This window comes from Methylobacterium ajmalii, from assembly GCF_016613415.1.
In the GTDB taxonomy this organism is placed as follows: domain Bacteria; phylum Pseudomonadota; class Alphaproteobacteria; order Rhizobiales; family Beijerinckiaceae; genus Methylobacterium; species Methylobacterium ajmalii.
The window spans coordinates 1-12,236 of the sequence record NZ_JACWCT010000113.1; the positions used below are offsets into that span (position 1 = coordinate 1).

10 protein-coding genes and 1 pseudogene are annotated in these 12,236 nt (G+C 73.3%); 3 read left to right on the forward strand and 8 right to left on the reverse strand.

Going from position 1 to position 12,236, the window contains the following annotated elements:
- From HPY23_RS21200 to HPY23_RS21210, 3 genes and pseudogenes are all read right to left on the reverse strand, one after another.
- Positions 1-1,058 (reverse strand): annotated as a pseudogene (locus HPY23_RS21200) (heparinase II/III domain-containing protein); the annotation flags it as partial.
- Positions 1,059-1,184: 126 nt separating this feature from the next.
- Positions 1,185-3,041, reverse strand: coding sequence for an HAD-IIIC family phosphatase (locus HPY23_RS21205; RefSeq protein WP_091891244.1), 1,857 nt, complete (start codon positions 3,039-3,041; stop codon positions 1,185-1,187).
- Entirely contained in the window at positions 3,038-3,280 is a 243-nt protein-coding gene (locus HPY23_RS21210) for an acyl carrier protein (protein WP_060847513.1), read from the reverse strand. Before HPY23_RS21210 ends, HPY23_RS21205 begins: the two co-directional genes overlap by 4 nt.
- A gap of 152 nt (positions 3,281-3,432) precedes the next feature.
- On the opposite strand from HPY23_RS21210, the gene HPY23_RS21215 reads away from it, so the two are divergent.
- The 3 genes from HPY23_RS21215 (at position 3,433) to HPY23_RS21225 (ending at position 7,613) form a co-directional block, all read left to right on the forward strand.
- A complete protein-coding gene (locus HPY23_RS21215; RefSeq protein ID WP_091891248.1) occupies positions 3,433-5,787 on the forward strand; it encodes a xanthine dehydrogenase family protein molybdopterin-binding subunit in 2,355 nt (784 codons plus the stop codon).
- Complete coding sequence (locus tag HPY23_RS21220) at positions 5,784-6,095, forward strand: DUF2218 domain-containing protein (protein ID WP_082742546.1); 312 nt, start codon at positions 5,784-5,786, stop codon at positions 6,093-6,095. The genes HPY23_RS21215 and HPY23_RS21220 overlap by 4 nt, the downstream gene beginning before the upstream one ends.
- A gap of 273 nt (positions 6,096-6,368) precedes the next feature.
- Complete coding sequence (locus HPY23_RS21225) at positions 6,369-7,613, forward strand: aminopeptidase (RefSeq protein WP_091891251.1); 1,245 nt, start codon at positions 6,369-6,371, stop codon at positions 7,611-7,613.
- Between the two features lie 19 nt (positions 7,614-7,632).
- On the opposite strand, the gene HPY23_RS21230 is transcribed toward HPY23_RS21225, so the two are convergent.
- The 5 genes from HPY23_RS21230 to HPY23_RS21250 form a co-directional block, all read right to left on the reverse strand.
- Positions 7,633-8,670: an NADP-dependent oxidoreductase gene (locus tag HPY23_RS21230; RefSeq protein ID WP_197682131.1), complete on the reverse strand. Its 1,038-nt coding sequence runs from the start codon at positions 8,668-8,670 to the stop codon at positions 7,633-7,635.
- Between the two features lie 69 nt (positions 8,671-8,739).
- Positions 8,740-9,522 carry a DUF1223 domain-containing protein gene (locus HPY23_RS21235; protein WP_091891255.1) on the reverse strand — a complete coding sequence of 261 codons (783 nt, stop codon included), beginning with the start codon at positions 9,520-9,522 and terminating at the stop codon, positions 8,740-8,742.
- A gap of 40 nt (positions 9,523-9,562) precedes the next feature.
- The gene (locus HPY23_RS21240; protein WP_060849407.1) at positions 9,563-10,549 is read right to left on the reverse strand and encodes a lipid A biosynthesis lauroyl acyltransferase; all 987 of its coding nucleotides are present in this window, start codon (positions 10,547-10,549) and stop codon (positions 9,563-9,565) included.
- A gap of 144 nt (positions 10,550-10,693) precedes the next feature.
- The gene (locus HPY23_RS21245; protein WP_091891258.1) at positions 10,694-11,716 is read right to left on the reverse strand and encodes a zinc-binding dehydrogenase; all 1,023 of its coding nucleotides are present in this window, start codon (positions 11,714-11,716) and stop codon (positions 10,694-10,696) included.
- Between the two features lie 213 nt (positions 11,717-11,929).
- Positions 11,930-12,232, reverse strand: a complete 303-nt coding sequence (locus HPY23_RS21250) for an SH3 domain-containing protein (RefSeq protein ID WP_091891261.1) — start codon at positions 12,230-12,232, stop codon at positions 11,930-11,932.
- Between the last annotated feature and the right edge of the window lie 4 nt (positions 12,233-12,236).

A 12,236-nucleotide genomic window follows, 5' to 3' on the forward strand; every position in this document is an offset into this window, starting at 1 on the left:
CGGGCGAGCGGCAGCGCCGCGGCGCCGGCCTCGCCCGGGCCCGGGATCCAGGCCGCCTCGGCGCCCGGATCGCGGCCGAGCCGGGCCGACAGCCGGGCGAGGAAGCCCGGCGCGTCGAGGAGGTCGTCGCCGCACAGGCTCTCGAGCCGGAATCCGTCCTCGAGCGCCACCTCGGGCGGGCCGAGCAGCGCGACGGCGGGGCCGGCCTCGCCCTCCTCCTCCCAGGTGCAGAAGGCGAGGTCGAGGGTGTGGGCGCCCGGCGGCGGTTCGAGGTCCAGGGTGAAGCGGCGCGCCTGCGGCTGGGCCGGCAGGTTCACGCTGGCGCCGAGGCCCGGCGCCTCCTCCGAGCCCGGGACCGAGACGGTGCCCGGATAGGGCGGCGGGATCTCGGCCCCGTCGCGGTCGCGGTAGACGAGGCTCACCCGCGCGGCGTGCTCCTTCACCCGCGAGGCGTGGAGCTGCCCGCGCACCACGAGGCCGAGGCCCGGCACCAGGCTGTGGCGCGACGGCGCGGGGTTCGGCCCGAGCCTGCGGCTGCGGAAGGGCGCGGGCGTCAGCGGCGTCACGGGGCGCAGGCAGGGCTCGGCGATGGTCACGCCCTCGGTGTTGCGCCAGGAGCGCAGCGTGAGGACGAGGCCGCGGGCCTGGGGCGGCACGCCGAAGGCGACCCGCACCGGCGCCATGCGCAGGAGCTCGCTGCCGGCGGGCTGGCAGGCCGGCCCGGCGATCCAGGCGCTGTGGGGATCGAGGAGGGTGCGCGACAGGCCCGGCACCTGCTCGACGTCGAGGCTCGACCCGTCGCCGGCCAGGAAGTCGAAGCCCGCGAGCACGAAATCGGCGGCAAGCCCGCCCTCCTCCTCGGCCGACCAGGCGAGCCGCGCCTCGAGGCAGCACCAGGCCCCCGCCGGCAGGTCGCGGAAGGTCAGGAGCGCCCGCGACCAGCGGTTGTTGGCGGTGATCGCGTGCTCGCCCTCGTGCGCGCCCGGCCCGGCGCCGCCCGCGTAGCGGGCCTGGACCGGGAGAAGCACCGGCTCGGAGGGCAGCAGGGCCGGAAGCATGGGGCGAGGAAGGGCCGCGGGCGGAAGGAATACCTCCGGCCAGTGCCGGGGACGGGCCCTGCCTGTCAAGGCGCCGGGCCACGCTGCGCACCGCTCGCTGTCCGGCCCCGGACGCGATGGAGCCCGTCAGAACGTCCCCAGCGTCATCGGCAGGTCGGTGGGCGGGGCGTAGGCGGCGAGATCGAGGACCCAGCGTTCCGCCCCGTCGGGTTCCGGTGGCGCGGGGGTGAAGCCGAGGCGGGGGTAGAGGTCCGCCACCATCCCGTTGCGCCCGCTCGCCCGGTAGAGGCCGACGAGGCGGCGCGCGCGCCGGCCCGCCGCCTGCGCCGCGAGGATCGCCAGGATCCCCTCCTCCACCCGCCGGCCGAGCACCCGGCAGCTCATCAGCCAGGTCTCGATCACGAGGTCCCGGCCGACGAGCCGGCCGATCGCGACGGCGATCATCCCGTGCTCGGCGAGGCGGTCGGCGAGGCGCAGCTGCAGCGTCAGCACCGCGGGATCGTCGATCAGCGCGGCGGCCTCGGCCTCGCGCAGGCGCCGGGTCGTCAGGTTGAACTGGTTGGTCTTGTTGACGAGCTGGACGATGCGGGGAAGCCCGACGGCGTCGAAGCTCCGCCAGGTCAGCCGCATGCCGAGGCCCGCGAGCGTGCCGGCAAGGTCGGTCGTCCCCCCGCCCGCCTCGTCCCGGCGGGCGCGGTCGCGCGCGTAAGCCTGCGCCCGCCCGCGATCCTCGGCCGTCAGCGCCACCGCCTCAAAGTAGCCGGCATCGGCAAGGCAGCGGGCGACCAGCGCCGGCTCGTCGGGCACCTCCGGCACCGCCACCATCGGCAGGTGCTCGCGCACCAGGGCGCGCTCGAACGGGTTGTCGTCGACGAAGACGAGGGAATCGAGGCCGAGGCGCAGCTCGGCGGCGATGCGCCGGAGGTTGGTCGCCTTGTCGTCCCAGTTGGCCGCGAAGGCGCCGAAATCGGAGAGGCGCAGGAGCATGTCGGGATGCTCGCGGAACGGCCTCCGGGCCACCTCGGGATCGTTCTTCGAGCAGACCGCCAGCACGATGCCGCGGCGCGCCAGATCGCGGGCATGGGCCTGGAGCGCCAGGAACGATTCGCCCGCGGCGCTCCCCTGCCCGACGATCAGGCCGGCGAGCCCCTCCTCCCCGACCGTGCCGCCCCACAGCGTGTCGTCGAGGTCGAGCACCAGGGCCTTGGCCGAGCGGCCGAGGCGGGCCCCGAGGAGCCGGGCGACGAGGTCGCCGTAGAGCGGGGCGGCGGCCGGCGTCACCGCCTGGCGGGCCCGCAGCCACAGGGCGGGATCGTGCCAGGCGTCGAGCCCGTGCCGCGCCACCGCGTCGTCGAGGGCGAGGAGGTCGACGCCCTCCTCCACGGCCGCGTCCCGCAGGCCGGCGTTGAGGCGCGCCGTGCGGGCGGCGAGCGAGCCCGGCATCCGGTGCTCGTTGCCGCCCATCAGCGGGATCGCGGCCGGCAGCAGCGTCTGCTGGATCACCGTGCAGCCATGCGCCGCCCGGGCCCGGGCCCAGAGCGATTTCAGCCGGTCGAGGGCTGCGCCGACGTCCCCAGCCGGTCCCAGGAGGGCGTCGGCGTCGAGGGCCAGCAGCACGGTGTCGGGCCGGAGCGCATGCAGCGCCTCGCCGTCGACCTCCCGGTCGGACTGGCCGTAGGCGCCCTCGTGCACCGTCACGCGCAGGTCGCGGCGCAGGGCCCCGACCCGGATGCCGGCGGCGAGGTGCGACAGCGTCGAGGAGCCGAGCAGCGCGAGGCGCCAGGCCGGGCCGGCCGGCGACGCCTCCGGGAAGCGTCGCTGCAGCACCCGGTCGAGCCGGGCGGTGCGCGCCGGGTCGAGGCGGGTGCGCGCGAGGTCCGCGAGCGCGTCCCAGGCCTCCCGGTCGGGCCGCCCCTCGGCCGCGGCGAGGCGGGCGGCGAAGTCCGCCGGCGGCTGCGGCAGCCAGGCGAGGTCGGCGGTCACCGCGGCGCCTTGCGGGCGATTACCGCCGCGAGGTCGCCGACGCTTCCCAGCCCGTCGACCTCCCGGGTGGTGAGCTTGATGCCGAAGCGCGCCTCGACCGCGATGACGAGCTCGATCATCCGGGTCGAGTCCCAGCCCTCGACGTCCTCGGCGGTGAGCCCGGGGCTGAGCGGCACCGGCTCGCCGAACACGTCTTCGAAGAGCGGGGCGAGGGCTGCGAGCGCGGCGTCTTCGGTCATGGCGGGGCTCTCCGGTTCGCCCCGGATGTAGCGCAGGTCGCGACCGCATCGCGAGCCGTGCCCTGCGCGCCGGGGTGGCCTGCCCGCCCGCGTCTTGCATGCCATGGCCGAGTTGCTAGCTGACTCTGACAAGAATTCCGGAGAGCACCGGCATGAACGCCCGTCCCGACGCCCGCGACTTCGCCGGCCCGCAGAAATTCGGCATCGGCCAGCCCGTGCGGCGGGCCGAGGACCCGGTGCTGGTCCGGGGCGAGGGCCGCTACACCGACGACCTCGCCCTCGACGGCCAGGCCTACGGGGTGTTCGTGCGAAGCCCGGTCGCCCACGGCCTCCTGCGGGGCATCGACGCGGAGGCCGCCCGCGCCCTGCCGGGCGTGCTGGCCGTGCTCACCGCCGCCGACCTCGACGGCTACGGGGCGATCGGCAACGGCCTGCCGTTCAAGAACCAGGACGGCACGCCGATGCGCAAGCCGCCCCAGGCCTCGCTCAGCACCGACCGGGTGCGCTACGTCGGCGAGGCGGTCGCCCTGGTGGTGGCCGAGACCCTGGCCGAGGCCCGCGACGCCGCGGAGACGGTGGTCGTCGACATCGAGGACCTGCCGGTGGTGACCACCCCGGACGAGGCCGCCGCGGCGGGCGCTCCGCTCCTGCACGACGACGCCCCCGGCAACCTCGCCCTCGACTTCCGCACCGGCGACCAAGCGGCGACGGAAGCCGCCTTCGCGCAGGCCGCGCACGTCGCCTCCCTCGACCTCGTCAACAACCGCCTCGTCATCAACCCGATGGAGCCGCGGTCGGCGATCGGCGTGTACGAGGCGGAGAGCGGGCGCTTCACCCTGCATGTCGGCTCGCAGGGGGTGTTTGGCCTGCGCAACTCCCTGGCGGACGGCGTGCTGAAGCAGCCCCGCGACAAGGTGCGGGTGCTGACCGGCAACGTGGGTGGCTCCTTCGGCATGAAGGCCCCGGTCTACCCCGAGTACCTGCCGCTGCTCGAAGCATCGAAGCGCCTCGGCCGGCCGGTGAAGTGGACCGACCTGCGCTCCGAGAGCTTCCTGTCTGACCATCACGGCCGCGACGTCGCGGTGAGGGCGGAACTGGCCCTCGACGCGCAAGGACACTTCCTCGCCTTCCGGGTCCGGGGCCGCGCCAACATGGGCGGCTACCTCAACCCGCTCTCGCCGCTGTTCCAGACCGTCAACATCGCCCGCAACATGGTCGGCGTGTACCGCACCCCGGCCTTCGACGTGGCGGTGGAGTGCCTCTACACCAACACCACGCCGATCGGCGCCTATCGCGGCGCCGGCCGGCCGGAGGGCAACTACTTCATCGAGCGGCTGATCGACACCGCCGCCGCCGAGACCGGCCACGACCGGGTGGACTTGCGCCGCCGCAACCACATCCGCCCGGCCGACATGCCGTACAAGGCCCCGTCCGGCCTCACCTACGACAGCGGCGACTTCCCGGCCGTGCTCGACCGGGCGCTCCAGGCCGCCGACTGGGACGGCTTTCCCGCCCGCCGCGCCGAGAGCGAGGCCAACGGCCGCCTGCGCGGCATCGGCATCGGCGACTACCTGGAGATCACCGCGCCGCCGACCAACGAGATGGGCGGCATCCGCTTCGAGGCCGACGGCACGGTGACGATCGTCACCGGCACCCTCGATTACGGCCAGGGTCACCTCACGCCCTTCGCCCAGATCCTACATGACCGCCTCGGCATCCCGGTCGACCGCGTCCGGCTCGTCCAGGGCGACAGCGACCAGCTCATCGCCGGCGGCGGCACCGGCGGCTCGAAGTCGCTGATGGCGAGCGGCACGGCTCTGGTCGAGGCCGGCGACCTCGTGATCGCCAAGGGCCGCGAGGCCGCGGCCGCCCTGCTGGAGGCCGGCCCCGCCGACATCGAGTTCCACGACGGTCGCTTCACCATCGCGGGCACCGACCGGGGCATCGGCCTCCTGGAACTGGCCGCCAAGGTGCGGGCGGGCCTGCCCGACCCGGCCGCCCCCAAGAGCCTCGACGTCGCCCACACCCACAAGGAATCGCCCTCGGCCTTCCCCAACGGCTGCCACGTCGCCGAGGTCGAGGTCGACCCGGAGACCGGCGTCGCCACGGTCGTGCGCTACACCACGGTCAACGATTTCGGCACGCTGGTGAACCCTATGCTGGTCGAGGGCCAGCTCCACGGCGGCATCGTGCAGGGCATCGGCCAGGCCCTGATGGAGCGCACGGCCTATGACGAGCAGGGCCAGCTCGTGACCGGCTCGTTCATGGATTACTGCCTGCCGCGGGCCTCCGACGCGCCGTTCATGGGATTTGAGAGCCACGCCGTGCCCGCCACCACCAACCCGCTCGGGGTGAAGGGCTGCGGCGAGGCGGGCTGCGCCGGCTCGCTGCCCTCGGTGATGAACGCCCTCGTCGATGCCCTGCGGCCCCGCGGCATCCGTCACATCAACATGCCGGCGACGCCGCAGGCCATCTGGTCGGCGCTGCAGCAAGGAGCCTCCGCGTGAGCGAGCCCGTGACCCTGGCGGCGCAAGCCCGCGTCGATACGCAGAACGGCAGCCGCTATCTCACCCAGCTGTGCAAGCACTGGAGCCACAAGTTCCCCGAAACGACCTTCACGCCGGAGCGCGGCGTGGTGCCGTTCGGGGAGGACCGCCGCTTCACGGCGGAAGCCGACCCGGAGGGCCTGACCCTGCGGGTCGAGGCGCCGGACCTGGAGACGCTGACCCGGATGCAGGGCGTGGTGGCCGAGCACCTCGCCCGCTTCGCCTTCCGGGAGGATCTCGGCGGGATCGCCTGGACGCGGGTGGTGTGAGACCCCACTATCCGACCGCATGATCGGATCTGTCCCACCCGCGACCCCATCCCGAGGTGCCGCGTAGCGGCCTCGAAGGAGGGCTCCAAGAGCCTCGGCGATTTCGAGTGTCGGCGATTTCTGGAGCCCCCCTTCGAGGCTCACTCCGTTCGCACCTCGGGATGAGGTCGTGGGTGGGATGGACAATGCCGGAAGGGGCGCGGGGTCGGCCGACATCGCTTCACGCTCGGTTCTTCCGCGCCGACCACGACCGAACCGGAGGTATCCGCATCCATGACGAAAGCCCCTGACTTCGACGCCCGCCTCGACCGGCTCGCCGAGGTCGCCGTGAGGGTCGGGCTCGGGCTTCGGCCCGGGCAGGAACTGGTGATGACGGCGCCCCTCGACGCGCTGCCGCTGGCCCGCCGCATCACCGTCCAGGCCTACAAGGCCGGCGCCTCGGTGGTGACGACGCTGCTCGCCGACGACCAGGCGACCCTGGCGCGTTTCGAGCACGGCCACGACGATGCCTTCGACAAGGCCGCCGGCTGGCTCTACGAGGGCATGGCGCAGGCCTATCGCACCGGGGCCGCGCGGCTCGCGATCTCGGGCGACGATCCCTCGCTCCTCGCCGGCCAGGACACCGACAAGGTGGCGCGCGCCAACCGCGCCCGGTCCAAGGCCTACATGCCGGCGCTCGAGCAGATCGCCAACTTCGCCACCAACTGGACCATCGTCTCGGCGGCGAATCCGGCCTGGGCCCGCACGGTGTTTCCGGATCTGCCCGAGGATCAGGCGGTCGCCCGGCTGTGGGACGCGATCTTTGCCGCCTCGCGGGTCGACGGGCCGGATCCGGTCGGCGCCTGGGAGGCCCACAACCGGGCGCTCAGCGACCGCACCGCCGCCCTCAACGCACGGCGCTACTCCGCCCTGCATTTCCGCGGGCCCGGCACCGACCTCACCGTCGGGCTCGCCGACGACCATGAATGGTGCGGCGGCGCCACCACGGCGAAAAACGGCATCGTCTGCAACGCCAACATCCCGACCGAGGAGGTCTTCACCACGCCGCACTGCTTGCGCGTGCAGGGCCATGTCAGCGCGACGAAGCCCCTCTCCTACCAGGGGACCCTGATCGACGGGATCGCGGTGCGCTTCGAGGAAGGCCGCATCGTCGAGTCGCGGGCCCGCACCGGGGCCGACGTGCTCGCCAAGGTGATCGACACCGACGAGGGCGCGCGCCGCCTCGGCGAGGTCGCCCTGGTGCCGGCCTCCTCGCCGATCTCGGCCTCGGGCCTCCTGTTCTGCAACACCCTCTACGACGAGAACGCGGCGAGCCACATCGCGCTCGGCCAAGCCTACAGCAAGTGCTTCCTCGACGGCGGTGCGGGCTTCAGCGAGCAGGACCTGGCCGCGCGCGGCGCCAACCGCAGCCTGATCCACATCGACTGGATGATCGGCTCGGCCGAGGTCGACGTCGACGGGGTGACGCCGGACGGCCGGTCCGAGCCGCTGATGCGCCGGGGCGAGTGGGTCGACTGACCCGTGGCCCCGGGCATCCCTACCCGACGTAGATCAGGCGCTTGCCGCGGTTCTCGCCGCGGTAGAGCCCCGCGATCGCCCCGGGCGCACCCTCGATGCCCTCGGTGACGTCCTCGTCGAGGCGGATTCGGCCCTCATGGTACCACCCCGCCAGGGCCGCCACCGCCTCCTCAAACCGCGGCTTGTGGTCGAGCACCACGAAGCCGCTCCAGACCAGGCGCCGGGTCAGGATCTCGCGCTCGACGCGAGGACCCGTCGGCACCTCGGTCCAGCTCGCCACCGAGGCGGTGCCGCACTGGACGATGCGCCCCGCGACCGCCATCCGCCGCAACGCGGCGTCGAGGATCGGCCCGCCGACATTGTCGAAATAGACGTTCACCCCCTCCGGCGCCTCCGCGGCGAGGGCCGCGCTCCAGTCGTCGGTGCGGTAGTTCCAGGCGGCGGCGTAGCCGTAGGCCTCGCGGCAGCGGGCGACCTTGGCATCGTCCCCGGTAAGACCGAGGGGCCGGCAGCCGAGGTTGCGGGCGATCTGGCCGACGAGGCTGCCCACCGCCCCGGCGGCGGTCGAGACCAGCACGGTCTCGCCGGCCTGCGGCCGACCCAGCACGGTCAGCCCGAGATAGGCGGTGAGCCCGTTGAGGCCGAGAAGCCCGGCATGGGCCGAGAGCGGCACCGCCTCGGTACAGCGCCGGAAGATCGCCGAGACCGGCACCGCCGCGTATTCTTGCCAGCCGAACCAGCCGTACAGGACCTCGCCCTCGGCGACCTCCGGGCTGTTCGAGCGCACCACGATGCCGACGGCCAGCGCCCGCATCGGCCCGCCGAGCGGCACGGGCTGGGAATAGTTGGCCTCGGCGCTCGCCCAGCCGCGCTGGGCCGGATCGACCGAGAGGTAGAGGTTGCGCACCAGGATCTCGCCCGGGCCCGGCTCGGGCACCGGCCCGGCCTCGAGCTCGAAATCATCGGGCTGCGGGATGCCGACGGGCCGGCGGGCGAGGAGCACCCGGCGGTTCGTGTCGGGCAGGCTGTAGGCGGGAATGTCGATCGGGCCGGTCACGCGCGTCTCCTCCTGGCGGCGCGTTCGTCCGGCGCCGCCCTGATCCCATTCTCGACCTCGATCAGGCTCTTACAAGCCCGGCCCCTTGGCCGCCCCCAGGATGCGCCCCGGCCCGCTATTCTCGGCCTGGAGCACCACGACGTAGGAATCGGCGTCGGCCGCCGCCAGCGCGGTGCGGGGTACCTCGTAGTGAGCTGCCACCCCGCGCCAGGCGCCGACATGGTGCATGCCCCGCACCACGTTGCGGTAGGTGACGGTGCGGCCGCGGTTCTCGCCCCGTCCGATCGCGACCTCGCGGGCCCGGGCGACGGGCAGCAGCCAGACCTCGGCGGTGCGGCCGGCCTCGCGGGCCGGCCCGACATCGATCAGGATGCGGTCGGGAGCGGCCTCGCTGTGGATCGGCACCGGCAGGCTCGCGGCGGTGCCGGGCTCACGGATGCTGCGTTCCAGCGCCACCCGGTCGGAGCCGACCACCGTGGTGGCGCCGTTGACGACCACCTGGGGCGTGAAGACCTGGCGGTCGCCGCGCATGCCCGCATAGGCGCGCTGGCGCGCGGTGAACGAGGTGCTGGCCAGCGTGTCCTTCCAGCCGAGATAGTCCCAGTAGGTCACCGGCAGCGTCAGGGCGATCACGCCCGGATCACGGGCGAGCTCGGTCACCAGGCGGTCCGCCGGCGGGCAGGCAGAGCAGCCCTGGCTGGTGAACAGCTCGACCACCGCCCGGGGCGCCTCGTCCCGGCGGGCGATCTCCTGGCTCCGCGGGGCGACGTCCTGCGCGCCTGCGGGGCCGGGAAGGCCGAGGCAGGCCGCGACGAGGCCGGCGAGCCAGCGGTGGGAGGGCGCACGCGTCATGTGCCATCAACACCCGGCGGGAGCGCGGAGAGAAGTCACGTTAGCTTGAGGCCTGGATCGAGCTTGAGGCTTGGACCGCCGGCGCGCGGGCCGGCGCCTTGGGCAACATCGACGGGCGCCAGCGCCGGTGCATCCACAGCCACTGCTCGGGATGCTCGCGCACCCATCCGGCGATGACGTCGCTCATCGCCTGCATGGCACCCTGCACGTCGACGCTGCCGCCGGCGTCCCGCGGCAGGGCCAGCGCCGGGGTCAGCTCCAGGCGGAAGCGGTCGCCGGGCAGCCGGATCACCCGCACCCCGTGGACCGGGCAATCGTAGTGCCGGGCGAGCTTGGCGAGCAGCGGGTTCACCAGCGCCGGCCGGCCGAGGAAATCCACCACCACCCCGCGGGTGAAGTGCTGGTCGACCAGCATGCCGAGATGACCGCCGCGCTCGACCACACCCTGCATCTTGAAGGCGGCGCCGGGGCCGGCCGCCGTCAGGCCCCCCATGGTGGCGCGGCGCACCTCCTGCACCAGTTGCGCGGCGGCCGGGCTGTTCGGCGGGCGAAACACCGCGCTCGCCTCGAGCCCGAAGCGGGCGGCGCAGATCGCTGGCAGTTCCCAGTTGCCGAGATGGGCCGAGAAGATCAGGCCCGGCTTGCCGTCGTCGCGCAGGGAGAAGAAGTGCTCGATGCCCTCGACCTCGATCCGCCCCGGCGTGGCGGCGGCGGGGTCGTAGTCGAAGATGTCGCCGAGATGGGCGTATTCGGCGCCGGTGCGGCCGAGGTTGTCCCAGGCTCCGAGCGCGATCGCGGCGATGGCGGCCTCGTCCTTCTCCGGGAAGGAGCGGCGCAGGTTGTCGAGCGCCGTGCGGTGCGAGGGCAGGCGTGGCCCGAGCGCCCGGGCGATCGCGGCGCCCGCCGCGGCGGCACGGGCCGGCCCGAGCAGGCGCGCCAGCGCGAACAGGGCGCGGACCACGAGGACCATCGGCAGGCCGGCGAGGCGGGACAGGGCGCGGTAGAGCCTCAGCTTCAGGCGCAGCACGACGATCTCACGAAGCATTCCGGATACGAGAGGGCGGGACGGCGCAGGTTTTGCGAACCTCGCGCCTCGCCTCTTCTCCTGCCCAGCCGGTTTGCGCAAGAGCGCGACAATGTCCTGCGCGCCGTTCTTCGACGGGCGTGGCCGTCAGAGCGTGACCAGGATCTTCCCGAACACCTTGCGCGACTCCAGCCGCTCCAGCCCCTGCGCGAAATCGCCGAGCGGCAGCACGGTGTCGATCACCGGGGTGATCCCGTCGGCCATCTTGTCGAGCGCCTCGCGGATGTTGGCGATGCGGCAGCCGAACGAGCCGGTGATGCGGTATTGCTGCTGGAACAGCTGCATCAGGTTCATGGTGGTGGAGACGCCCGAGGTCGACCCGCAGGTGACGAGGCGCCCGCCGCGCTTGAGGCACAGCAGCGAGCCGTTCCAGGTCTCGGGGCCGACATGCTCGAACACCACGTCGACGCCCTTGCGCTTGGTGGCCTTGCGCACCTCGCCCTCGAAGCGCTCGGTGCGGTAGTTGACGACGTGGTCGGCGCCGAGCGCCCGCGCCTTCTCGCCCTTGGCGTCGTCGCCCACGGTCGTGAATACCGTGCAGCCGATCGCCTTCGCCATCTTGATCGCGGTCGTGCCGATGCCCGATCCCCCGGCATGGACCAGGATCGTCTCGCCGGGTTCGAGCTTGGCGTTGTCGAACAGCATGTGCTGCACGGTGCCGAAGGCGATCGGCGCGCAGGCCGCGTCGGTGAAGCTGACGGAATCGGGCACCCGCACGACGAGGCGCGCCGGCAGGTTGACGAATTCGCGGGCGAAGCCGTCGACGTGGAAGCCGAGCACGCCGCCGACCTCCTCGCACAGGTTGTCCCGGCCCTCGCGGCAGGCGCGGCACTTCCCGCAGGTGAGCGCGCCGTAGGGCGCGACCTTGTCGCCGACGCTCAAGCCCTCGACGCCCTCGCCGAGCGCCGCGATCTCACCGGAGGCCTCGGCCCCGACGGTGAGCGGCAGCTTGCGCTTGGCGAAGGCCATCCCGCGAAAGCCCCAGACGTCGATGAAGTTGAGGCCGACGGCACGGACCCGGATCTGCACCTCGCCGGGGCCGGGGGCGTCGAGGTCGGGAACCTCGGTCAGGCGCAGGTCGCGGTCGCCGAAGAGCTGGAGGGCTTTCATGGGGGTCTTTCGTCGGACGAGCGCGTGTCCCCTCCCCCTTGTGGAGAGGGGTCAGGGGTGGGGGTGGTGCAGGAGGCACCTGTGAGCTCTATCCGGCACCACCCCCACCTCCGGCTCCTCCCCACAAGGGGGAGGAGAGGCGCACTGCAATGTGAAAGGACAGGATCGTTGGAACGGGACTTAAACGGAGGGCGCCGCCTCGGCAACGCCGCCTCACTCCGGCGTCAGGTAGCGCCGCCGCGCCCAGCCGACGATGGGACCGAGCTTCACCCGGCACCAGGTCAGGCGGCTCGGGGTGTCGTTGGTGCAGCCGAACCCGCGAAGCCGCCCGCGGGGCGGCGCCTGACCGATGGCCGGCGACTCGGCGTCCGGCGCCTCGCGGATGCTGAGCGTGTCGCCCGGGGGCAGCCCCTCGACCCGGAAGAACTCCAGCCGGCCGAAATCCTGCGCCCGGACCGGCGCCGGAACGAGGAGGAAGGCTGCCGCCACGGCGGCGCACGCGAGGGGGTACCGCATGATT